The 23,716-nt window shown below is 63.9% G+C and carries 20 protein-coding genes; 11 read left to right on the top strand and 9 right to left on the bottom strand.

Annotation, left to right across the window (positions count from 1 at the left end; genetic code table 11):
- Positions 1–4: 4 nt before the first annotated feature.
- A complete protein-coding gene (locus VGM61_RS09130) occupies positions 5–1,180 on the bottom strand; it encodes an ATP-binding protein (RefSeq protein ID WP_331522467.1) in 1,176 nt (391 codons plus the stop codon).
- A gap of 192 nt (positions 1,181–1,372) precedes the next feature.
- On the opposite strand from VGM61_RS09130, the gene VGM61_RS09125 reads away from it, so the two are divergent.
- From VGM61_RS09125 to VGM61_RS09100, 6 genes are all read left to right on the top strand, one after another.
- Positions 1,373–4,225: a pitrilysin family protein gene (locus VGM61_RS09125; RefSeq protein WP_331522466.1), complete on the top strand. Its 2,853-nt coding sequence runs from the start codon at positions 1,373–1,375 to the stop codon at positions 4,223–4,225.
- Positions 4,226–4,272: 47 nt separating this feature from the next.
- Positions 4,273–4,677, top strand: a complete 405-nt coding sequence (locus tag VGM61_RS09120; protein ID WP_331522465.1) for a DUF4156 domain-containing protein — start codon at positions 4,273–4,275, stop codon at positions 4,675–4,677.
- 140 nt (positions 4,678–4,817) lie between these two features.
- The gene (locus VGM61_RS09115; RefSeq protein ID WP_331522464.1) at positions 4,818–5,312 is read left to right on the top strand and encodes a MarR family winged helix-turn-helix transcriptional regulator; all 495 of its coding nucleotides are present in this window, start codon (positions 4,818–4,820) and stop codon (positions 5,310–5,312) included.
- Between the two features lie 16 nt (positions 5,313–5,328).
- Entirely contained in the window at positions 5,329–7,458 is a 2,130-nt protein-coding gene (locus VGM61_RS09110) for an FUSC family protein (protein WP_331522463.1), read from the top strand.
- Positions 7,448–7,645, top strand: a complete 198-nt coding sequence (locus tag VGM61_RS09105; protein WP_331522462.1) for a DUF1656 domain-containing protein — start codon at positions 7,448–7,450, stop codon at positions 7,643–7,645. Before VGM61_RS09110 ends, VGM61_RS09105 begins: the two co-directional genes overlap by 11 nt.
- Before the next feature lie 11 nt (positions 7,646–7,656).
- Complete coding sequence (locus VGM61_RS09100; RefSeq protein WP_331522461.1) at positions 7,657–8,661, top strand: HlyD family secretion protein; 1,005 nt, start codon at positions 7,657–7,659, stop codon at positions 8,659–8,661.
- Here VGM61_RS09100 and VGM61_RS09095 read toward each other — a convergent pair.
- Both VGM61_RS09095 and VGM61_RS09090 read right to left on the bottom strand, forming a co-directional pair.
- Positions 8,633–9,247, bottom strand: coding sequence for a GNAT family N-acetyltransferase (locus VGM61_RS09095; protein ID WP_414694837.1), 615 nt, complete (start codon positions 9,245–9,247; stop codon positions 8,633–8,635). The two genes, VGM61_RS09100 and VGM61_RS09095, sit on opposite strands and share 29 nt — an antisense overlap.
- Positions 9,240–9,446: a YdcH family protein gene (locus VGM61_RS09090; protein ID WP_250625864.1), complete on the bottom strand. Its 207-nt coding sequence runs from the start codon at positions 9,444–9,446 to the stop codon at positions 9,240–9,242. The genes VGM61_RS09095 and VGM61_RS09090 overlap by 8 nt, the downstream gene beginning before the upstream one ends.
- A gap of 111 nt (positions 9,447–9,557) precedes the next feature.
- Here VGM61_RS09090 and ttcA point away from each other — a divergent pair, with 111 nt between their 5' ends.
- Both ttcA and VGM61_RS09080 read left to right on the top strand, forming a co-directional pair.
- On the top strand, positions 9,558–10,412 hold the full coding sequence (gene ttcA, locus VGM61_RS09085) for a tRNA 2-thiocytidine(32) synthetase TtcA (protein WP_331522458.1): 855 nt from the start codon (positions 9,558–9,560) through the stop codon (positions 10,410–10,412).
- A gap of 50 nt (positions 10,413–10,462) precedes the next feature.
- Positions 10,463–11,659, top strand: coding sequence for an amino acid aminotransferase (locus VGM61_RS09080; protein WP_331522457.1), 1,197 nt, complete (start codon positions 10,463–10,465; stop codon positions 11,657–11,659).
- A 46-nt stretch (positions 11,660–11,705) separates the two neighbouring features.
- Here the strand turns inward: VGM61_RS09080 and VGM61_RS09075 are convergent, their stop codons facing one another.
- On the bottom strand, positions 11,706–13,118 hold the full coding sequence (locus VGM61_RS09075) for a PLP-dependent aminotransferase family protein (RefSeq protein ID WP_331522455.1): 1,413 nt from the start codon (positions 13,116–13,118) through the stop codon (positions 11,706–11,708).
- Positions 13,119–13,197: 79 nt separating this feature from the next.
- On the opposite strand from VGM61_RS09075, the gene VGM61_RS09070 reads away from it, so the two are divergent.
- The 3 genes from VGM61_RS09070 (at position 13,198) to VGM61_RS09060 (ending at position 16,096) form a co-directional block, all read left to right on the top strand.
- Positions 13,198–14,241: a hypothetical protein gene (locus VGM61_RS09070; protein ID WP_331522454.1), complete on the top strand. Its 1,044-nt coding sequence runs from the start codon at positions 13,198–13,200 to the stop codon at positions 14,239–14,241.
- A gap of 91 nt (positions 14,242–14,332) precedes the next feature.
- Positions 14,333–15,244, top strand: a complete 912-nt coding sequence (locus VGM61_RS09065) for a recombination-associated protein RdgC (RefSeq protein WP_331522453.1) — start codon at positions 14,333–14,335, stop codon at positions 15,242–15,244.
- A gap of 87 nt (positions 15,245–15,331) precedes the next feature.
- Positions 15,332–16,096, top strand: coding sequence for a SprT family zinc-dependent metalloprotease (locus tag VGM61_RS09060; RefSeq protein WP_331522452.1), 765 nt, complete (start codon positions 15,332–15,334; stop codon positions 16,094–16,096).
- 554 nt (positions 16,097–16,650) lie between these two features.
- On the opposite strand, the gene VGM61_RS09055 is transcribed toward VGM61_RS09060, so the two are convergent.
- From VGM61_RS09055 to plsB, 5 genes are all read right to left on the bottom strand, one after another.
- Positions 16,651–17,652, bottom strand: coding sequence for an alpha/beta hydrolase (locus VGM61_RS09055; protein WP_331522451.1), 1,002 nt, complete (start codon positions 17,650–17,652; stop codon positions 16,651–16,653).
- A gap of 2 nt (positions 17,653–17,654) precedes the next feature.
- Positions 17,655–19,520 (bottom strand): M1 family metallopeptidase, encoded by a 1,866-nt coding sequence (locus VGM61_RS09050; protein ID WP_331522450.1) that lies wholly within the window; start codon positions 19,518–19,520, stop codon positions 17,655–17,657.
- 289 nt (positions 19,521–19,809) lie between these two features.
- Positions 19,810–20,253, bottom strand: coding sequence for a hypothetical protein (locus VGM61_RS09045; protein WP_331522449.1), 444 nt, complete (start codon positions 20,251–20,253; stop codon positions 19,810–19,812).
- A 76-nt stretch (positions 20,254–20,329) separates the two neighbouring features.
- Entirely contained in the window at positions 20,330–21,079 is a 750-nt protein-coding gene (ubiE, locus tag VGM61_RS09040) for a bifunctional demethylmenaquinone methyltransferase/2-methoxy-6-polyprenyl-1,4-benzoquinol methylase UbiE (protein WP_331522448.1), read from the bottom strand.
- A 35-nt stretch (positions 21,080–21,114) separates the two neighbouring features.
- Entirely contained in the window at positions 21,115–23,712 is a 2,598-nt protein-coding gene (gene plsB / locus VGM61_RS09035; protein ID WP_331522447.1) for a glycerol-3-phosphate 1-O-acyltransferase PlsB, read from the bottom strand.
- Between the last annotated feature and the right edge of the window lie 4 nt (positions 23,713–23,716).

Here is a 23,716-nt window from a genome sequence, read left to right as displayed (position 1 = left end):
GGACTCAGCCGGGCATCACCCGATGCATAAAGGCATCGAATAGCGGCACGGTAAACGCCACCAACCCGTGTTCCGGCGAAAAGATCATGCCTTTCTTGATCAGGCTATCCCGGATCGTACCCAGGCTTCGCACCGTCTTCTGCGCGCGGGCGGCTACGTCGGACGTGCGTTGGGGACCTTCGCCAAGATCCGCCAGATGCCTCATGTATTCCCGTTCAGAGGGAGTGAGTCGATCAAATCGCACGCGGAAAAATGATCCATCAAGCTTGGCAATGGAACGCGCGGTAGCGCGCCGGGCAGCATCCAGGGTGATCCCATCGAAATCTGCCAGGTTCCAGGCGTTATAGCCCCATTCCTGAAGGAAATACGGGTAACCGCGAGTGTGCGTGAACACTTCGGCGAGCGCTTCGTCCGTGATGGTCGCCAACTCGCTTTCGACGGGACCTCGAATAGCCGCGTAGGTGTCTTCTTCGCTTAAGTGATCGAGCGGAATGAATTCGAAGAGGCGCTCGGCATAGCTTTTGGCTTCGCCAGACTGCCCGGCCAACTGGGGCAGGCCTGCACCGAAGAAAACGAGAGGGAGTTCTTCCTGATTGACGGCGTGGATACCCCGGAAGAGTGAAGCGAGATCTTCCTTGGCTAGATACTGCATTTCATCGATCAGGATGCTCACGGGCTTGCCAGCCGCTTTTGCCGCCTCCCCCACCGACAGAAGAAGATCCGCGATGTCCTGCTCAAGGTTCCCCGAATCGGCTTTGCCAGGTTCGGGGTCGACATCGAGCGAGACGCTGATGGCGCCAGCGTCGATCTCGATGCTTCCCATGAAGCTTCGAAGTACCCGCAGACTTCGTTTGACGGCCTCTACCGTCCTGGAGGCCCGGTCGATCTCGAGCAGTGCGCTACGGATCGCCGGAATCAGCAGGTCCGCCAGTCGTTGGCCATCCCGGGCTTCGAGCATGTTCGCCTGGTAGCCCATCGCACGCGCCTTGTTGCGTATCTCGCGCAGCAGGACGGTTTTTCCCACACCTCGAAGGCCGGTGTAGACGAACGATCGCTCATATCGGCCGCGTCTGATGCGATTGAGCGTCAGGATTGCTCCTTCAAGAGCGTCGTAGCGGCCCGCCAATTCGGGTGGCATCACCCCTGCGCCTGGATTGAAGGGGTTGCGGTTGGGATCCACGGCTCGGGCAAGGTATAGGAAGGTATAGCGAAGTATAGCCGTGTATAGCAAGATGGGGCTATACATGGGTATATATATCTATATTCGGGCCGCCAGATGCGGTATCCCGAGGCCCGCCCACCAGCATTTGCGTCCCCAACCCCGCGCGGGCTAACTTCGCAGGGGTATACCCAAGGACAGGATGCACCCCCCATGAAGAAATCCGTTGCCCTGCTTGCCGCCGGGCTGCTCGGGCTAGGCGTTGTCGCCAGCCCCGCCGTATTTTCCGCACCCGCCACCCAGGCCGTGCCGGACATTCCCTTCCAGCGCTTCACCCTGCCCAACGGCCTGACGGTCGTGGTGCACGAGGATCACAAGGCGCCGGTGGTGGCGGTGAGCATCTGGTACCACGTGGGCTCCGGTGACGAGCCGGCGAAGAAAACCGGCTTCGCCCACCTCTTTGAGCACCTGATGTTCTCAGGCTCGGAGAACCACAAGGGCACGTACTTCACGCCTTTTGAGCTTGCCGGTGCCACCGATCAGAACGGCACCACCTGGTTCGACCGCACCAACTACTTCGAGACAGTACCCACCACCGCGCTGGACATGGCGTTGTGGATGGAGTCGGACCGCATGGGCCACCTGCTTGGTGCCATCGGCCAGAAGGAACTCGATACCCAGCGTGGCGTGGTGCAGAACGAAAAGCGCCAGGGCGAGAACCGCCCCTACGGCCGCACGGATGAAAACATCCTTCTCAACACCTACCCGGCCAACCATCCCTACCACCACGACACCATCGGATCGATGGCGGACCTCGATGCCGCGTCGCTCGCCGACGTGAAGCAGTGGTTCCACGATTACTACGGCGCCGCCAACACCACCCTGGTGCTCGCTGGCGACATCACCCCGGCGCAGGCCCGCGCCAAGGCCGAGGAATATTTCGGCGACATTCCCGCAGGTCCCCCGGTGCCGCGTCAGCAGCCGTGGATCACGCCGCTGACCAAGAGCACGCGCGGCGTACAGCACGACCACGTGCCGCAGACCCGCATCATCCGTACCTGGGTCGTACCGCAACTGGGTACCGACGACGCCGTGCAACTGGACCTCGCCTCCACCGTGCTTGGCAGCGGCAAAACCTCCCGCCTGTACCAGCGCCTGGTCTACAAGGACAACCTCGCCGACGACGTCTCGGTCACCATTGCGCCCTTCGCACTGGCTAGCCAGTTCCAGCTCACGGTCGACGTGAAGGACGGCGTGGACCCGGCCAAAGTGGAAGCGGCCGTTGCCGACGAATGGAAGCGCTTCCTGGCCGATGGCCCCACGGCCGATGAACTTGAGCGCGCCAAGGTCGGTAGCCGTGCCGGCTTCATCCGCGGTCTTGAGAAAGTGGGCGGTTTTGCCGGCAAGGCCGTGATCCTGGCCGAGGGCCAGGTCTATCGCGGCGATCCGGCCGCCTACAAGAAGGACTTCGCCCGCATGGAGGCGGCGACCCCCGCCAGCGTCAAGGCGGCTGCCGACAAGTGGACCTCGAAAGGGGACTACACGCTCACCGTGCTTCCTGCCGGCAAGGATTTCGATCCTGCGGTGGAAGACAAGGCCGTTGTCGGCCTGGGTGATGCGCCAGGTCGTCCGAAGGCCGTCATGCCACAGGCGAAGACCTACACCGTAGACAAGTCGACGGTCGACCGCGCCAAGGGCGTGCCCGAAGTCAACACCTTCCCCGACTTGAGTTTCCCCAAGGTGCAGCGCGGGAAACTTAAGAACGGCATCGAAGTGGTGCTGGCTGAGCGCCATACCATCCCGGTGACGCTGGTGAACCTTCAGTTCGATGCCGGCTTTGCCGCCGACCAGGGCCGCAAGCTCGGTACCGCAAGCTTTACCGCCGCATTGATGAACGAAAGCACCAAGTCGCTCGATTCGGTGGAAGTGGCCCAGCGCAAGCAGCGCCTTGGTGCGTCGCTGGGCATGGGCTGCGGCATGGACGCCTGCTCGGCGGGCCTGGATGCACTCAACAGTGAGTTGAAGCCGTCGCTCGAACTCCTGGCCGACGTGGTCCGCAACCCGGCTTTCAGCAGCGCCGACATCGAGCGCGTACGTGGCCAGTGGCTGGCCGGCATCGCCCAGGAGAAATCGCAGCCCGTAGGCCTTGCCCTGCGCACCTTGCCGCCGCTCCTGTACGGCAAAGACCACGCCTATGGCATCCCTGCCACCGGCACCGGTACGGAGGCTTCGATCAAGTCGCTGACGGCGGCAGACCTTGCCAACTTCCAGAAAGATTTCTTCCGTCCGGACAACGTGCGCATCCTGGTCACTGGCGATACCACGCTGGCGGCGATCATCCCGCAGCTCGACGCCGTGTTCGGTGACTGGAAGGCGCCGACCTCGGCCATTCCGAAGCGGAACCTGGCCCACGTGGCGCCGCAGTCGAAGCCGCGGGTGTACCTGATCAACCGACCCGATGCCCCGCAATCGCTGATCCTGGCGGGCTTGCTGGCACCCTCGTCCAAAGCCGCCGACTACATCGACCTGGACGTTGCCAACGGTGCCTTCGGCGGCAGCTTCACCTCGCGCCTGAACATGAACCTGCGCGAGGACAAGCGCTGGGCCTACGGCGCCGGCAGCTTCATGCGGGACACCATCGGTCAGCGTCCCTTCCTGATGTATGCACCGGTGCAGACCGACAAGACGGCCGAATCGGCTGCCGAGATCCAGAAGGAAGTGGAGGCAGTCGTGGGCTCGAAGCCACTGACGCAGGCGGAGATCGACAAGATCAAGGCCTCCAACGTGCGTAGCCTGCCGGGCAGTTTCGAAACCTCCAACGCGGTGCTTGGTGCGTTGACTGAAATCGTCCGTTACGGCCGTCCGGATGACTACGTGCAGACGCTCAAGGCCAAGACCGATGCGGTAAGCCAGGCGGCCGCCGAGAAGGCGATCCGCGAAGTGATCGTGCCCAAGGCGCTGACCTGGGTGATCGTGGGCGACTTCCGCCAGATCGAGAAACCCGTGCGCGCCCTGAACCTGGGCGAGGTACACGTGATCGACGCCGACGGGAATCCGGTGAAATGACCGACGGAAGGATTAACATCGCCAACCACCACCACCGGAGCCCCGCCATGCGTCACGCCCTTCTCTTCGTGCCTGTGTTGCTGCTGGCTGGCTGCACCTGGGGCATCAACCTCGACGAGGGGGCGAAGAACGTGCGCACCGCGTGGAATGGCGATGTATCGAGCTGCCAGAACGTAGGCAAGATGACGGTATCCGTGCAGAGCCGCGTGGGCCCGATCGACCGTAACGACATCAAGGTGCGCGACGAGCTGGAAGTGCTCGCCCGCAACCAGGCGGCGGAGTTGCACGCCGATACCATCAAGCCGCTGGGCGAGCCCACCGATGGCAACCAGGCCTGGGGCGCGTACAAGTGCGGCGGCGGTCCACTGCCCTCGTCCGGCCAGCGCCAGGCGCCACGGCAGGACAACCCGCCGGCCGCCAACGGCGTGGAGACTTTCCCGACCAAGGGCTAGCCCATTCAAGCGGGGGAATTTTCACGGGAACAAGAAGGGACGCCCAGTGGCGTCCCTTTTTTTGCCAGGAAGCCAGGTCTATTTACAAATAAATATTACATAACTAAACTATATCGGTCAACCCACACGGCCCCAAACCGATGACTTCCAGCTTCGCGCCCACCGAACGCCGCCTCGCCGTCACCTGCGAGCGCTACCCCGCGTTCCCACGCGAGCCGGCCGTGCTGGTGCGCCTGGTCAAGCACATCTACAAAGTCGTCCACGACGACGCCAACGCCACGCTCAAGCCCTATGGCGTGAATCATCCGGAGTACAACCTCTTGATGATGATGTACGGCACCCCGGGCGGGGAGATGACCCCTTCGGACCTGGCCGACGCCGCCGGTGAGAAGTCGGCCAACATCACACGGCTTACCAACCAGCTGTGCGAGAAGGGGCTGATCCATCGCAAGGGCAGCAATGATGACCGTCGCAAGGTGGTACTCACCCTCACCGCCGGAGGGGAGGCGCTGATCGAAAGCTTCCTGCCGGAGATCTGTGGATTGCTCGGCCGGCAGACCGACAAGCTTGGCGTCGACGATCAGCATCAGCTTGAGCGGCTGCTGAAGAAAATGCTCGACGGCTTGACCGACTGAACGGGACGCTTGGCCGATGTCCATGACCGATACAGGCACACCGTTGCCGCCGGCCGCCAGCAAGGTGGTGATCGACACCCTGCAGGAGGAAGCCGGCACGTGGCTGTTCGTCTTCAAGACCCTGCTGGCGTTCTACATCACCGGCTGGCTCGCCATGCGGCTGAGTTTGCCGGCCCCCACCAGCGCCATGCTCACCACCATCATCGTGGCCAACCGGCAATCGGGCCAGGTGCTGGCCAAGAGCTTCTACCGGGCCATCGGCACGGTGGCCGGCGCGGTGGTGGCCCTGCTCATCTTCGCCGCGTTTCCCCAGCAGAGGGAATGGTTCCTGGTGGCGATGTCGCTCTGGCTGGGGATATGCGCCGGCGGTGCCACGCTCTACCGTAATTTCACCGCGTACGCGTTCGTGCTGGGTGGCTACACCGCGGCGATCGTCGGCCTTCCGCTGATCAACAATCCCCTGGGCGTGTTCGATTCGGCCGTGGCACGCCTGAGCGAAGTGCTGCTGGGCCTGCTGGTAAGCGGCGTGGTGAGCGACCTCATTTTCCCCTCGAAGGTGCGCGACCTGCTTCGCCGCACGGCACGTGACCAGTTCGTGCACTTCATGGCCTTCGTGCAGGGCGTCACCTGCGGCGCCATTGCCCGCGAACAACTCGAGCGTGCCCACCTGCGCTTCGTGCGCGATGCGGTGGCCCTGGAAGACCTGCGCAGCTCGGTGATCTTCGAAGATGCCGAGGCTCGCGCCCGCAGCGGTCAGATGGAGCTCTACAACCAACGCTTCATGGCAGCCTCGACCACGTTCCAATCACTCCATCACCTGATCAATCGCCTTGTGAAGGCGGGGCGCAAGGCGTCGTCGGAGGCGTTGATCGGCCTTTATGCCCCCATCGGTACGGCCCTGGCCGCGCCGATCGAAGCCGGCGCGGCGGCGAAGGTATTCCTGCCGCGGCTCGTGCAGGCGCGCGAGGCGATGCAAGCCAATACACCGGCGTTACGCGAGGCGATCACCGACTCCGCCGACCGCCGCGACTTCGATACGGGCGCCGCGTTGCTGCGTCGATTCTGCGGCGAACTGCATGCCTTCGTTGACGCCGCAGCCGCGCTGCAGGCGCCGCGGCTTGTAGCCAGTTCCGCCGAGCGCGTCCGGTTCGTGCGTGGCAACGACTTCGCCGGCGCACTACTGGCCACGGCGCGTACCACCGCCACGATGTTGATCCTTGGCACGTTCTGGATCGAATCGGCGTGGCAGTCGGGACCCAGCGCGATGCTGCTGGCCACGGTGTTCGCCGGTCTCTTTGCCGCCATCCCCAATCCCGTCGGGGTCACGCGTTCGGTGCTGCTGGGCTACATACTGGGCGTATCCATGGGCTTCGCCTGTGTGTTCTTCGTCCTCACCCAGGTCGACGGATACGGCCTGCTGGTGGCGGGAAGCGCGCCGTTCGTGATCGTTAGCCTGGTGATGATGGCGCGACCGTCGATGGCCTTTTTTGGGCTGGGTTGCGCTTTCGGCTTTGTCAATTTCCTGGCCCTGAAGAACCCCATGGTTTTCGATCCGGCGGGGCTGATCAACGACGGGATCGCGCAGCTCGCCGGCGTGGGCGCCGCCGCGATAGCCTTCATGATCGTGCCACCGGCCGTCGGCAGTGCGTGGCTGCGCCGGCGACAGCTGGAGCGGCTGCGCCGGCAGGTGGCGCTGGCTGCCGAAGCGGCGCTGCCGGGGCTTCGTAACCGCTTCGAAAGCATCAACCATGATCTCTTCAGCCAGGTGGTATCGCAAACGCAGCCGGGCAGCGCCGACTCCCGCGCGCTGATCGCCTGGGCTTTGGCAGTGCACGAGACCGGCCGCGCGATCATCGAACTGCGCTACGCGATGATGGAACTGCACATGTCGGCCAACACGCAGCGCATCATGGATGGGGCGGTGCTGGCACTGGCCCGCTTCTACGAACGTCCCGATACCGAGCGCTATCTGATGGCCCGCGATACGGTGGCCACCGCCATCGCCGCCACCAGCGAGGTCGAGCAGACCTGTGTGCTGCTGGATCACCTGCACCTGATCCGTCTGGCCCTGCTGGATGGTGAATCGGTATTGGCCGCCTATATGCCGCAGATGCCCAACCCCCGGGAGATTGCCCATGCCCCGTGAAATCGCCCTTGGCGACGCGCTGGTCCCCAGTCTTCTGCTGGTGTTCCTTGGCTCCATGGCGCTGCTATGGGCGCTGGACTGGGTGGCCGGCCGCTATGCGCTGTACCGCCATGTGTGGCACCCACCACTCTTTCGCATCGCCGCTTTTGTCTGTGTCTTCGGCGGCCTCGCGCTGCTCCTCCTTTAGGTCACGTCGCCATGAAACTCGCAAGTCTCGTTCGCCTGGCCATCACCGCGGTGGTGGTGGTGCTGGCCATCCTCATCGGTCATGCGCTGTGGAAGCATTACATGTACTCGCCGTGGACGCGGGACGGCCGCGTGCGTGCGGAAGTGGTACGCATCGCACCGGACGTCGCAGGCCTGGTCACCCTGGTGAATGTGCGGGACAACCAGACGGTAAAGAAGGGTGACCTGCTGTTCGTGATCGACCGGGCGCGCTACCTCAACGCCGTGGCGCAGGCCGAAGCGAACCTTGCCGCCGCTGAAGCCGCGGCACGCGCCGCCGGTGCCAGCATCAACGCTGCGTCGGCCGGTGCCAACCAGACCAAGGCGAACTACGACATGCTCGCCGCGCAGTCCGATCGCCGGCAGAAGTTGATCAACAACGTGATTTCGGTAGAGGATCGCGCCAATGCTCAGGCGGCCGCCAACGCCGCGCGCGCCGCCTGGCAGCAGTCCCAGGCCAGTACCAAACAGGCCGGCGCCGGCCAGCAGCAGGCGCTGGCCGCCGTCACCCAGGCGCAGGTGGAACTGGCCGCCGCACAACTGAACCTCGATCGCACCGAAGTGCGCGCACCGGTGGATGGCTATGTGACCAACCTGGACATCCGCGTGGGCGACTATGCCAGCACCGGCACCCCGCGGCTGGCCCTGATCGACAGCCATAGTTACTGGATCTACGGCTACTTCGAGGAAACCAAGCTGCCCACATTGCGCGTGGGCGACAAGGTGGACATCCGCCTGTTGGCTGGTGGTGCGCGCCTGACCGGCACCGTGGAAAGCATCGCCCGCGGCATTACCGATGCTGACAATCCCACCGGCACCGATTTGCTATCGGATGTGAACCCGACCTTCAACTGGGTACGCCTGGCCCAGCGTGTGCCTGTGCGGGTGAAGATCGATACCGATCACATGCCCCAGGGCACGGTGCTCGCCGCCGGCATGACGGCAACGCTTATCGTGCACCCGAGCCAGGTGCGGTAAGCCGCTCCACGCGAAGCTCGAGCGATCGCTTCACGCCGTCCCATTCGCTGGCCAGGATGCTGAAGCAGACGGTATCGCGCACGGTGCCGTTGGGGCGCTTCTGATGAGCACGCAGGATGCCCTCCTGCGTGGCGCCCAGGCGTGCAATGGCCCGCTGGGAATCAACGTTATAGCCGTCCGTATGAAATTGAACGGAGGCGGCGCCGACGGTTTCGAAGGCGTACTGCAACAGCAACCGCTTGCAGCAGGTATTGAGATGGGTCTTCTGCCAGCGCACGGCATACCAGGTGTAGCCAATGGCCATGCGCGGGACCGTGGCCTCGATATCGTAGAAGCGCGTACTGCCGACGATCTGGCCGCTGCTGGCCTCGCGGATCACGAAGGGCTGCATGCGGCCTTCCGCCTGGGCGGCAAGGGCTTTCTCCACGTAGGTGTTCATCTGGCCCGGCGGTGGCACCGAGGTAAACCACAGGTTCCATAGTTCCCCATCGGCGGCTGCCGCTTCCAGGGCCTGGATATGGTCGATGGCGAGCGGCTCGAGCGCAACGTATTCGTCACGCAGGGTCACGGGCATGATGTCAGGCATCCAGGTCGGGGATGAGGCGGCTTTCGAGCCGGGAAATCGCATCTTTCAACGCCAGCCTTCGCTTCTTCATGCGCGTCAGCTGCAGTTCGTCGCCCGCGCGGGCGGCGATCAGCTGGTCGATCGCCGAGTCGAGGTCACGATGCTCGCTACGGAGTTCGGCCAGTCGGCGGGCAGTCTCGGCGGGATCCTGGACCTGCATGCGAACCACGGCGGCTAAGGGGGAAGCGTCGAGTGTAGTCCGCTGAACGTGACACGGGGAAGCTGGAGCGAAGGCGCTGTTACAATGCGACGTCCAGCCCGCATCGCACCCATGCCAGCCCCTGTCCCCGTCCCCCGCAAAGAAGCCTACGAGGCCGCCAAACTGGCACGGCGGTTGCGTCGCCAGGTGGGGCAGGCGATCTCGGATTTTTCCATGGTGGAAGCCGGCGACAAGATCATGGTGTGCCTGTCCGGCGGCAAGGATTCCTACACCCTGCTCGATATCCTGATCCAGCTCAAGGCCAGGGCCCCGGTGCCGTTCGAGCTGGTGGCGGTGAACCTGGACCAGAAGCAGCCGGATTTTCCCGCACACGTACTGCCTGGCTATCTGCAGTCGCTCGGCATCGCATACCACGTGATCGAGCAGGACACCTATTCGGTGGTCACCCGCGTGATCCCGGCCGGCAAGACCATGTGCAGCCTGTGCTCGCGCATGCGCCGTGGCGCGCTGTACAAGTGGGCAGGCGAGAACGGCGTGACCAAGATCGCACTGGGCCATCACCGCGATGACATCCTGGGCACCTTCTTCCTGAACATGTTTTATCAGGGAAGCCTGAAAGCCATGCCGCCGAAGCTTCGCTCCGATGACGGCGCACATACTGTGATCCGGCCCCTGGCTTACTGCCGCGAAGACGACATCGCAGCCTACGCTGAGGGTCGGCAATTTCCGATCATCCCGTGCAACCTGTGCGGTTCGCAGGAAAACCTGCAACGCAAGGCCGTGAGGCGCATGCTGGACGACTGGGAGCGCCAATTCCCCGGCCGCGCCGAAACGATCTTCCGGGCCCTGGGCAACGTGGTGCCCTCCCAGCTGGCAGACCGCGCATTGTTCGATTTCTCCTTCGGTGCCACGGCCGGCGCCGATGCCCATGCCTGGCTTGCCGGGCAAGACGATGCCACGGTGTAAACCAAGTGTTCCCCATTCCTCAAGTTCCAGCAGCTGAAGGCTTTGATTCCATGACCCCGTTCACCCACGTCGAAATGGCTCCCCGCGATCCCATCCTGGGGCTCAATGAGGCCTATGGCAGCGATACTCGCGAGCACAAGGTGAACCTTGGTGTAGGCGTTTATTACGACGCCGACGGCCATGTGCCACTGCTGCGCGCCGTGCGCGCGGCCGAAGAGGCGCGCCTTGGCTACCTCACGCCCCGGGGATACCTGCCGATCGATGGCATCGCCGCTTATGACGCAGCGGTACAACGCCTGCTTTTCGGCGCGGATTCACCGCTGATTACCGAGCGCCGCGTGGTAACCGCGCAAGGCCTGGGCGGCACCGGCGCGCTGAAAGTAGGCGCGGATTTCCTGAAGTACCTCAACCCCGGCGCGCCTGTTGCCATCAGCAACCCCAGTTGGGAGAACCACCGCGGGTTGTTCGAGGCGGCTGGCTTCAAAGTGGTGAACTATCCCTATTACGACGCCTCCAGCCACGGCCTGGATTTCGCCGGCATGCTGTCGTCGCTGTCAGGCCTGCCACGGGGTGCCGTCGTCGTGCTGCACGCCTGTTGCCATAATCCCACGGGTGTGGACCTGGATACTGCGCAATGGCGCCAGGTGGTGGAGGTGGTGCGCGACAAGGGCCTGCTTCCCTTCCTGGATATTGCCTACCAGGGCTTTGGCGACGGTATCGAGGAGGACGCCGAGGCGGTACGCCTGTTCGCCGATGCTGGCGTGCCTATGCTGGTGGCAAGTTCCTTCTCCAAATCGTTCTCGCTCTATGGCGAGCGCGTGGGCGCGCTGTCGATCGTGGCGGCGAGCCACGAAGAAGCCTTGCGGGTGCAGTCGCAAGTCAAGCGTGTGATCCGCAGCAACTACTCCAACCCGCCCACGCACGGCGCGTCGGTGGTGTCAGCGGTGCTGCATTCAGACGAACTGCGCGCCATGTGGCACGAGGAACTGGGTCAGATGCGCAGCCGCATCCGCGCCATGCGCCTGGGGCTGGTCGAGCGCCTGAAGGCCCATGGCGTGCAGGCCGATTTCGATTTCATCGTGCGCCAGCGCGGCATGTTTTCGTATTCGGGCCTGTCGTCCGCCCAGGTCGACCGCCTGCGCGAGGAATTCGCCATCTACGCGGTGGGCACCGGGCGCATCTGCGTGGCGGCCCTCAACGACCGCAACATCGATGCCGTGGCCGTGGCCATCGCTGCAGTGTCCTGAGTTGCGCGAACCGACGACGGGTCAGATTGATCCGTCGTCGCTTCGATCAGGGATGGGAGGCAATCGCTCGCTTCAGGGCAGCGACGTGCTTCGCCGCCTCCTGTTCCGGGATGTTCGCAAATCCCAGCATCAGGGCATCACCTGCCGGATGAACCGTCGACTGTGCCGACAAGGCTGATACCCATAGCCCGCTGGCCCTGGCCCTGGCCATGATGTCGATATCCGCGCCATGGCCATGGAACTGGGCGATGAGGTGAAGGCCACCGCCCTGGTTTCGAATCTCTACCGTATCGCCGAAGGCCGACGTCAATGCCGTCGCCAGGGCGCGGCGACGTGCGTCGTACCGGGCGCGCATGCGTCGCAAATGCCTTGAAAAATGCCCCTCCGCGATGAAGGTGGCCACGACTTGCTGCATGAATGCCGCCTCGCCGCGGTGCATCGCCGTCGCCTCCTCCCCGGCGGCGGCAATGAAAGTTTCAGGGACGACCAGGAATCCCAGGCGCAGGCTCGGTAGCAAGGTTTTGCTGAAACTTCCGGCGAAGAACACCCGGTCGGCGGCATCGATGCTCTTAAGCGCTGCAGGCCTGAACCCTGCGTAGTGGAACTCGCTGTCGTAATCGTCTTCGACGACCCAGCTACCGGCGCCCTCCGCCCAATCCAGGAGCAACTGGCGGCGCGCCTGGGACATCGTTACCGTCAGTGGGCTCTGGTGGGACGGTGTGACGATGGCAAGTCGAGCCTGGGGTGCCAGGGCGATGCCGTCATCCACGCGCAAGCCCTCCCCGTCCACGGGGACGGGAACCACCCGTACGGGTTTTGCAGCCAGGGCATCCCGGGCGAACGAATAACCAGGATCTTCGAACCAGACGCTGTCCTTCTCCCGAAGGACCAGACGTGTCGCGAGATCCAGGGCTCCCTGGTAGCCGGCGGTGATGAAAACCTGGGCTGGATGGCAGGCGAAGCCCCGGGCCACGGCCAGATACCCGACGATGGCCTCTCGCAACGCCGGCAACCCGGCCGGGTTGGGATGATGCGGGCCGATCGGTGAAAGCTTCCTGGCGTGTTGCGATACCAGTCGCGCCCAACGGGTGTAGGGAAAGAGATCCAGCGAGGGCAGGCCGATATGAAATCGTATCGGCATGGCTGCCGTGATAAGCGAACCTGATGGTGGCGATACGGGCGGTGCGCTTCTTCGCATGACAACGGTTGGCGAAACGATCGTGCCCGCCGAGCCGCGGCCGACGATGTATCCCTCGCCCGTCAGCCGGGCATAGACGGCGTCGACCGTTCCCCTCGCCACGCCCAGTTCAGAGGCCAGGCTTCGGGTTGAAGGCAGCCGCGCGCCTGGCGCCAGCCGACCGGCCTGGATCGCCTGGCGAATGTCGTTGTGGATCCTGGATTGGAGCGAGCCTTCCCCCTGTCTGCTGATGGCAAAGGGAAGACGCCGGAGGGTGCTCATGGCCCAATCCGCGTATATGAAAATGGCCCAATACTATAGGCCAAGCACATGCTTTACTGGCACCAGGGAGGATCGCCAAATGACCAGTACCGTAGCTTTAAAGGCCAGACCATTCATCGCTCCCCGAGCCACGGTGGCTGTGGTCATCGTCGCGATGTTGCTGTACCCGGTATGGCTTGAGCTGTTCCACTTCGCCGGTCGGGTGGCGGTGGGGGCCGGAACCGTATCGGCCCAATCGCTGGCGTGGGCCGGTGTCGTGCTGTTCCTGCTACTCGCCTTCGCGCTGCCGGTGCTCGGGTTTGTCCTGGCGCGCGCCAACAGCAAGCTGCCTTTGTCACGGAGGGAGCTCTTCAGCCGCAGGATCGCGCACCTGGCCTTCGCTACGCCGTCGCTTTACGTGGCGGCCGGCGGGTACCGTGGCCTTCTGGGGCTCAAAACCCAGGAGCTGATCCTTTGGGCGATCCTTTGGCTTGCCTTCGCTGCGATCGCGCTCATGAGGGTTCCGTCCCACGAACGCCCCGCGGTGGTCCCGTCCACTCCGGCATGGCTTGCTGCCCTCCACGGTTCGGTCGCCGCGGGCCTCGTCCTGGTGTTCCTTGGCTGGCACCTGGCCAACCACCTGAGCGCCCTGCTTGGCTCCGAGGTCCAGCACCGGGTGATGACCGAACTGCGGCTTTGGTACCGGTCGGCCGTCGTGCAACCGGTGCTGATCATTGGAGTGGTCTTCATGATGGGCAGCGGCCTGGTTCTGGCACGCCGCGCCACGGCCACCCGTACGGATGTACTGGGAACGTTGCAGACCCTCACTGGCGCCTACCTGGCGGCTTTCCTCTTCTCGCACCTGACGTCCACCTTCTCCACGCGATCGCGGGGTGTGGACACCGACTGGCTTTGGGCAACGTCGGCTCCCGAGGGCCTTTTTGCCGGCTACGTGAGGCTGATTCCGCACTACGCGCTGGGTGTCGCCTGCCTGGTGGCGCATTTGGGGTGCGGCCTGCGACTCATTCTTCTCCAACACCAAGTGTCGCAGGGCACGGCCGACAGGGTCGCCTGGACGATCGCCGGCGGCGGGGTGCTCCTGGCCACCGCGATCATGGCCGGCATGCTCGGACTGCGGTTGTAGTCGAAGGTGGCGTCTCGTCAGGGCCGAGACCCCGAACAGGCGGCGGGTCGGTATCATTCGTCGTTTGCCCACGACGCAATCCAAGGCATCCATGTTCTTTCGTAACCTGACGCTGTTCCGCTTCTCCGCCACTGTTGCCGACGACCTGCAAAAACTCGATGAAGCCCTGGCTGAACATCGCCTTCGGCCGGTCGGCCCCATGGAAATGTCCACCCGCGGTTTTGTCTCCCCATTGGGCCGCAACGAGGAAGCCCTCACCCACACGGTGAAGGCATCCACCCTGGTGATGGTGGGCAGTGAGGACAAGCTGCTGCCGTCCTCGGTGGTCAATGACGAACTTCACAACCGCGTGCAGAAGATCGCAGAGGAAGAAGGCCGCAAGGTCAACGGCCGTGAGCGTAAGCGGATCAAGGACGATGTCCTGAACGAACTGCTGCCGCGGGCCTTCGTCCGCAGCTCCCGCCTGGCCACGTACGCCGATCGTAAGCACGGCTGGCTGGTGGTGGATAGCTCCAGTCGCAAGTCGGCCGAGAACGGCGTGACGCAGATCCGCGAGGCCCTGGGTAGTTTCCCGGCCGTCCCATTGGCCCCGGAGGAATCCCCCCGGGCCCTGATGACCGATTGGCTGGCTACCGGCAACCTGCCCGCGGGGCTGGCGCTGGGCGACGAAGTGGAGCTCAGGGATCCGGCTACCGCCACCGGCGCCATCGCCCGCTGCCGCCGTCAGGACCTGGAGACAGAGGAAGTCCGCGAACACCTGCGAAACGGTAAGCAGGTATTCCAGCTTGGCCTGACCTTCGACGACCGCATGACCTTCGTCCTGGGGGAAGACCTGGTGGTCAGGAAGCTGAAGTTCCTCGACGTGGTACTGGACGAAATGGGCGATAGCCCCCACGATTCACCTGCGGCCGAGATGGATGCCCGCTTTGCCCTGCTGACGCTGGAGCTGGAGCGCCTGTTGGGCAAGCTCGACGAATGGTTCAAGCTGCCCCGCCCGGATTGATCGGGCGGCGGGGAATCTCAGTCGCAGCATCCGCGACGGCCGTGGCCGAAACTCAGGTTCCACGGTGGCAACGGGTAAACGACAGCAATGTTCGAGCAGGGCGACTGGCTAGAATTGCCTACCGCCGCGGGGGCAACGATCCGCGTGCTGAAGTCCGTGCATCCGCGTGCCCGTCGATTGCGGCTCACCGTGACCGCCAAGGGCGCGCGCATCACCTGTCCACGCGGCACGCATCCTTCGCAGGTCAGTGCTTTCCTGCGCACCAATGTCGACTGGCTCGAACGCAAGCTCGACGAGCTCAATCTTGATGGGGAACGTCCGCCACCGTTGCGCGTGGGCGTGCCCACCACGTTTCCCTTGCGTGGACAGGAGACCGACCTCTTCTGGGCCGATGGCCCCTATCCGCGTATCGAGCACGTGGGCGAATCACTGACCCTGGTGTTGCCGCGTCCGTCCAGCCGCACGATGCCGGTGGCGCGTGGGCTTATCGCTTCCTTCCTTGAAGCGCAGATTCGCCGTGATGTCTCACGCTGGCTCGCCACCTTGGTGCCACTGGTGGGCGCCGCGCCCACGGGGCTGCGCGTGCGTCCGCTCAAGAGCCTGTGGGGCAGCCTGGATGCGCGCGATCGCGTGAATCTCGACCTTTCGCTGGCGCTGGCGCCGCCCGCCGCGCTCCGCTACGTGCTGGTGCACGAACTATGTCACCTTCGCCAGCGCAACCACTCGCGCAAATTCTGGGCCTGGGTGGAATCCATCACCCCCGACTGGCGCGACCAGCGCGACTGGCTGCGTGCGAACGGGTCGGGGTTGAAGGCGGAGCTTGAGCGGCTCGTAGCGGACGTTGCGGACTAGAAAGAAATAGATGGGCGGCTCAGATGGCGTCCCAGGGATAGCACGTATTCGATAGCGACAAAGCTGTCGACGTCACGCACCCATTGAGATGGTCACATCCCAGTAAATAGCCGGCTGCCTGGTTGCCGGCGTTCAACCGACAATCGTGTGCCGCTTCCATCAAGCCGTCGGCATACCCCGCGTTATAGCCCTCGCCCCAGAATCGATAGGCCATGGTCGATATCGACGTCACCATATACGCCGCGACGAATCGAGGATCCTGGAAGGTGTTGCGAATGGATTCAAGCGCCGACGCAAGAACCCCGCGTGCTGAATAGTGGCGGTCGTCCTGGCGCGGTGTTTCAGCCGGTCCCTGAGCTACATCGTGAGGAGTGAATGGAGTGAAAGTAAACGGAGGGGCGGGCTGAGGTGGCGTAGGTGGTGCACACATGTCGAGATCTCCGGAGGAAAATCCCAGCCTAGCCACGATGCGACAGGAGCGCTTCAAGTTCCCGGTCATCTCAAAAAAAAGGGTCCCAATGGGACCCTTCTCGTGCCTGGGTTAGGCTACCGGATCAATGCGCCATCACGAATCCGGTAATGACCTTCGAGAACTCATCCGGCTTCTCCATCTGCGGCATGTGATTGCAGCCGTTCAGTATGGTGCTGCTGATCGCCTTGGCGTTGGTCAGGCCATTGCGCAGGGTATCCAACGCTGAGATGTCGATCACCTTGTCGTCGTGGCACCACAGGCCAAGCACCGGCACGGTGAGTTTCGACAGCCGTGAATCCAGCGCCAGCGATTGTGACTCTGGCTTCAACTCATCGAACGTATGCTCGATGAAGGCGCGGTTGTCCTTGTTCTGCTGCACGTAAGCATCGGCGATGCGGCCGGGTACCTTCGGTGGATTCAGGAACACCAGCTTCATCATCGCCTCGAAACCGGCGCGGTCGTCGAATACGAACGGATCCTTGCCGTTCAACGCCGCCTTGGCGAAGTCGTTGGGTTTAAAGGTAAGGCCCAGCGAATCCATCAATACCAGGTTCGACACGCGGCCCGGGTGGTCCGCAGTGTAGGCGCCGGCAATCGCGCCGCCCATCGAATGCCCCACCAGGGTAAAACCGCGCAGGCCCATGCGGTCGAAGAACGAATCAAGCCGCGCCACCTGGCTGTCCACGTCGTACCGGCCACCTTCCACGCGTGATGAATCACCCCAGCCGGGAAGGTCGGGGGCAATCACGTGGAAATTCTTGGTCAGTTCCTTGGCCGAATCCAGCCATACATCCTTGTTGGCCGCGAAACCATGCAACAGCACCAGGGTAGGGCCGTTGCCGCCTTCGTAATACGACCACTTGGTGTCGCCGGCTTCGATGCTGTGGGTGTCGAGGTTGGCCGCCATCGCCTTGCGCATCGTGTCCATGCGCAGCAGCCATTGCGGCTCGAACAGGTAGGCGAAGCCGAAGCTGAGCACCAGCACGCCGACGATGCCGCCGATGAATTTCAGGCGGCGATAGAGCAGGCGCTTCCATAACGGTCGCGGGTCATTGGAAACAGGACGGGGACGAAGACGTGACATGGTCAGTTGGCCTTGCCCTGGCGGGCTTTCGCCTTGGCGAAAATGCCTTCCACCGCTTTCTGCGTCATCGGGTGGTAGGCGTCCCTGGCACGGGCATAGACGCCTTCAGCAAACGCCAGTCCATCGGGCGTAGCGGCGAAGGCCCGGTACACCGGGGTGGTCAGGTACAGCCGGCCGATGCGCTGCATGTGCTCACCCGCGGCGTTCCACACGGCCTTGTCGCCAGCGGCGATGGCATGGGCGTACCAGCGCATGCCGATTTCTGCGTTGGGGGTACCGGTGAGGTGCCAGGCGGCGTCGAGTTCCTGCATCCTGGCCAGCGGCGGTGCGTCGGGCAGGCGGTCCAGGAAGTACATCCATTCCTGGGTATTCCAGCCCTTGGCATCGAGCTTGTCGGCGGTGAGGGACCCTGCGAGGAATTTCGTGCGCTCTGAATCGATGTTGTCGAAGCGCGCCACGGTGGGCAACGGGGCGTCCTTCGGAACCCCGGGTTCGTACACCCAGGCGTGCACTTCCGCTTCGCTCATCTTGCCGGGGTATTTATCCAGAAGGTTCGTCTTCATGTAGGCAAGCATGGTTTCGGTATCGATGCTCTGGAAGGCGAAGTGTGCGAAATAGCCCTTTAGGTAAGCGTCGAAGTTGTCGCGGCCGAAGCGCTGTTCCAGCGTGCGCAGGAACCATGAACCCTTGTCGTAAGCCACATCCGAAAGCGCGTCGTCCGCACCGACACTGCGCGGATCGGGCGTGAGTTTCTGCGAGTTCAACGGCATTTTGGCCAGGCCCTTTTCCAGTGCACGGGCAGACAGCAATGCCTCTTCATCGGCCTGCGTCTTGCCGTACACCGCTTCGGTGATGCGACCCTGCACGTAGGTGGTGAAGCCCTCGTTCAACCAGATGTCGCGCCAGGCGGCGCTGGTGACCAGGTTCCCCGACCACGAATGAGCCAGTTCATGCGATACCAGCGACACCAGGGACTTGTCGCCCACCAGCACCGTCGGCGTGGCAAAAGTCATATTGGGGTTTTCCATGCCGCCGAAGGGGAAGGAGGGCGGCAGCACCAGGATGTCGTAACGCGTCCACGCGTAGGGGCCGTAAAGTTTCTCGGTGGTACTGATCAGCTTTTCGGTGTCTTCGAACTCGTGCGCCGCCTTCGCCACCACGCCCGGCTCGGCGTACACCGCGCTGCGGGGACCCGTCTCGCGGACCTCCAGGCCGCCGGCGGCGATCGCCAGCAGGTACGACGGAATCGGGTGCGGCTGGTCGAAGGTGAAGTCGCCATCGAGCGGGTGCTTGGCGTCGTTGATCGCGCTCATCAGCACCCGGACGCCCTTCGGCGCCGTGATGTGGGCGTCGTAGGTGAAGCGGATGGCCGGGGAATCCTGCAGCGGCACCCAGGAGCGCGCGTGGATGGATTCGGACTGCGAGAACATCAACGCCTGCTTCTTGTCGGCGGTCTGCTCCGGAGTGAGCCACTGCAGGCCCGAGGCGGTGGGTACGGTGGAGTAGGTAATGCGTACCTGGGAGGGATGTTTCGGCGCCTCGATGGTGAGCTTTTCGCCCAGTTCCTTGTCGCTGGCCGCCAGCGTGAATTTAAGCGGCGAGATGGCGCCGCCGGCGCGGAGCGCCTCGACCTTGGCAATTTTCAGGTCCCGGGTGTCCAGTACCAGGGCCGGGGCCTTGGGATCCTTCCAGTCCAGCTTCAGCGTGGCCGTGCCCACCAGGGCCTTGTGGTCGAAGTCCACGGCCAGGTCCAGATCCAGGTGGGTGACGCGGACCACCGACGGTTGGGCATAGGAGTCGGGATCCGCGGCAAAGGCCGACAACGGCAGCGCGAACGCGGCAAGCGCGACGGCGGGCAGGTAACGCATGGTGGGGCTCCGGGGATGGGGCGAAACCCGGAGTATGCCACCACCTTGTCCGCCGTTCAGGTGCGGGATGGGCCAGGGTGTGCTGCCAGTGGCACGTACACGTCTCTCACTGCGGTGTCCCTCGGTAACCCGGGTGGCCTGAGCGCGTTCGTCGAAGCGAAGTAACGCCATCGGGTTGGATGCGAAGAAATGACGTTAGCAATGCGGCGTACAGGGCTCATCGGTTGCGGGTCGTCTGGCAGCTTGGTGTACGCCGTGAGCATTGGCGTTCCCCGCTCGGCTTGGTCGATCACACGAACCTGTCCTTCTGTGCGACCAACAACCGCATCTGAGTCTTGTGGGCATTCCTCAACGTGTTGCCGAATCCCGACTTCGCCAGGTTCAGATAGGTTGCTTGCCTTTGATCCATAAAGTCATCTGTTGTGCTGTCCACGGCGTGCTCCTCGATGACCTGGTTCAGAGCATCAAGTGCGGCGAGTTCCTGTTCCGTCAATGGATTATCTTTCAGAATGACCCTCGAGCCGGGCCATTGGTCATGGAGCCAGCTGCCTCCAGCATCGCAGCACGTCTTCGAGGTTGATTGCGGGATTGATTCGCCGCCACGACGAGCTGGACGTGCCTGCTGGTCATTGGCGTTGGCGACCAGTGAGGGGCGAGGAGCCGCTATTGCATGCTGATGTGGAACTGACGTCGGCTGGTTCGAAGGCGCGATAAATTTCTGGACTACGGGCACAATCCATCTCCAATCAAAGGAGATTCATTTTCACGCGTGACAGATCTAATGGCTTGCAGCAATCGCGCGAGTCGGACTAGAACTTATACGCCCGATGGATCGCCACGATGCCATTGGACAGGTTGCGCACTTCCACCCTTCCGAAGCCGGCCCGCTCCATCATGCCCTTCAGGGTTTCCTGGTCGGGGTGCTTGCGGATCGATTCGGCCAGGTACTGGTAGCTGTCGGCGTCGCCGGCGAACAACTGGCCGAGCTTCGGCAGCACCTTGAAAGAATGGAAATCGTAGAGCTTGCTGAAGAGATCGCTCTTGACCTTCGAGAACTCCAGCACCAATGCGCGGCCGCCGGGTTTCAGGATGCGGCACATGTCGGCCAGGGCCTTGTCCTTGTCGGTGACATTACGCAGGCCGAAGGCGATGGTGACGGCATCGAAGCTTGAGTCCGGGAAGGGCAGGGCTTCGGCGTTCATCTGCGCCCAGCGCAAGCCGGCCACCAGCCCCCGATCGGTAAGGCGGTCGCGGCCCACGCCCAGCATGGCGGCGTTGATGTCGCCCACCACCACTTCACCCTCGTCGCCCACCACGGGCTTGAGCAAGGCTGCGATGTCGCCGGTGCCGCCGGCCAGGTCCAGCACGCGGTCGCCGCGGCGCACGCCGCTCACCGCCACGAAGTGGCGTTTCCACAAACGATGGACGCCGAACGACATGAGGTCGTTCATCAGGTCGTAGTTGCGCGCCACCGACGTGAACACCTGGCCGACGAGCTTCTGCTTGTCGGCCATCGGGACGTCACGAAAGCCGAAGTGGGTGGTTTTCTCGTTTTCCATGGCGTGATGGTACTCGTGTTGCCCCGCAGGGGGCGCTAGTGGTGTTTTTCGTGCCGCTCGCGCTCGTTCGCGACGTGGCGGTCGTGCAGCGATTCGCCGGCGGAGCCGTCGTCGGGGTCCACGGGCGGACGGGCGTCGTAGTCGCGGTCGTTCTCGCCGCCCGGGGTGATCTTCAGGATCGAATGGCGTACCTCGCGGGCGAGGATCACACGCGCATCGCGCACCATGTCTTCCAGCGCGTCGCTGAAATCCAGCTTGCCGGCCGGATCGGTCCAGACGACCTTCACCTCGCGCAGCTTCTGGATGAAGCCTCGGAAGAGCGCCTTGTCGAAGAATTCCGGTGCGGACAACTCGTTGAGCAGGCTCAGGCGCTGCGCGGTGAGTGTGCAGGCGGTTTCCAGTTCGCCGGAACTCATCGTGTGCGGGCCGTTTTTCACCAGCGCGGCGATGGCGATGTAGTAACGCTCGAAGGCCTGCAGCATGCTGCGCGCGATGACGCGCAGCTGATAGGCGCCGTCGTCCTGGCCCGGCCCGCGCTCGAGCACGCGGCCTTCCCCGCTGGCCTCGAGGATGCCGCGGCGAACGAAAAATTCAATGGTGTCCTGCACCTGCGCGGCGAAACCGTCCGCGTCCCAGGGCAGGAACAGTTCGCCCTGGATGAAGGGATAGATGAGGCGCCCGAGACGCAGCACCGACGAGCGCGACATGCGCCGGTTGTTGAGGAAGCACGCGGCTACCCACGCCGCGGCGGCGTTGAGGTGGAGCACGTTGTTGCGGAAGTAGGAAAGCAGCACCGCCTGCTCGCCGTCGGTGACCAGCACGTCGCCGAGCGGGTGTCGCACGCGGCGGATCCAGCCCATCTGCTCGCCATAGGCAACGATGCCCTGCGGGTTCATGGGTGTGATGGTGACGCGGTCGGAATAGGGCAGTTCCTGGAACATCGCCTTGCTCAACTCGAGCTGCGCGAGCAGGTCGTTCTCCGCCATCGCGTGCTTGGGCGTCGCCAGCAGGGCGAGGGCCAGCAGGTTGATGGGGTTCACGTCGGCCGCGCGGTTGATGTTCACCTGGATGCGTTCGGCGAGGTCGTCGACCAGGCCGCTCATCCATTCCGGCTTCACGTCCGGATCCGCGGTGGTCTCGCGCCAGTTCGCCGCGGCCTCGTCGAGTATCGGCGTCAGCAGGATGGGCTCGCCGAAGTTGAGCGTGACGTGGCCGTAGCGGTGACGCAGCAGCTTGAGTCCGCGGACGAGGGCGATCAGCGATTCCTTTTCCTTGGGCTTGCCGGTCAGCTCGCCGATGTACGACTTGCCCTCCATCAGCTTCTCGTAGCCGATGTACACGGGCTGGAACATCACCGGACGGCGGGGCGCGCGCAGGAAGGCGCGCACGGTCATCGCGAGCATGCCGGCGCGTGGCGCCAGCAGGCGGCCCGTACGCGAGCGGCCGCCTTCGATGAAGTATTCCAGCGGCACGCCGCGATCGACCAGCTGGGCGAGGTATTCGTTGAACACCACCGAGTAGAGAGCGTTGCCCTTGAAACTGCGGCGCAGGAAGAACGCGCCGCCGCGGCGAAGGATAGGACCCACCCCCGGCAGGTTGAGATTCACGCCCGCCGCGATATGCGGTGGCACCACGCCGGAATGGTGCAACTGGTAAGACAGCAGCAGGTAATCGGTATGGCTTCGGTGGCAGGGCACGTACACCACTTCGTGTCCCGGCGCGGCGGCGCGGGCCTTGTCGAAGTGGTGCATGGCGATACCGTCGTAGAGCTTGTTCCAGAAGTTCGACAGCAGGAACGACGTGGAGCGCACGACCGGATGTGAGTAGTCGGCGGCGATCTCGAGGGCGAAGTCGCGCGCGCGGCGCTGCGCCTTGGCCAGTGTGATGTTTTCCTTGCTCGCCGTGGCGGCGATGGCGTCGCGCACGGGTTCGGTGTTGAGCACGGCGTCGACCACGGTGCGGCGATGGGAAAGATCGGGTCCGATCACGGCGGCGCGGATACGGCGGAAATGCGTGCGCAGCACGCGGGCGATCTTGCGCGTCAGCCGCTCCGGCGTCAGGCCGCGTGACTCCTCGAGTACCGTGCGCAGCGACACTGGTGCGGAGAAATGCACTACCGTGTCGCGGCCGTTGAGCAGTAGCGCGAGCATGCGGCGGAACCGGCCGACCACCAGCCAGTTTTCCGCGAACAGCACGCTGAACCAGCCGGTCTCGCGATTCGGCGCGCGGCCGACGTAGATGGACACGGGCACGACCTGGATGTCGCGCGACGGGTCGTCCTCGATGGCGCGGATCAGCTGGCCGATCGGCTCGCGCGGTCCACGGGCGTCGGTGCGGCCGAACAGCCAGCCGTGCCGGCGACTGAGCGAGAACACCGAGCGCCGGCGGCGGCCCGGCAGGTCGAGAAGCTGCATCGGGCTGGGCAGGCCCGCCTCGCGGCAGGCGCGCTCCAGGATCAGTGCGTCGGAAGTGCCGTCGCGCTCGATCGCATAGCAGACTGCCGCGCCGCTGACGAGCAGGGCGGTGGGCTCGGCCGGATCGCGCTTGATCCGGACCCAGGGTTCGAGCATGCGACCCAGCAGCTTGAACCACCAGGGCGATCGGGCGACATGGACGTGCGGATCCGCACTCATTGGA

It is taken from the genome of Pinirhizobacter sp., from assembly GCF_036499745.1.
Taxonomy (GTDB): Bacteria; Pseudomonadota; Gammaproteobacteria; order Xanthomonadales; family Rhodanobacteraceae; genus Pinirhizobacter.
The sequence above is the reverse complement of the archived record's forward strand: the minus strand, read 5'-3'. Positions and strand labels throughout refer to the sequence as shown.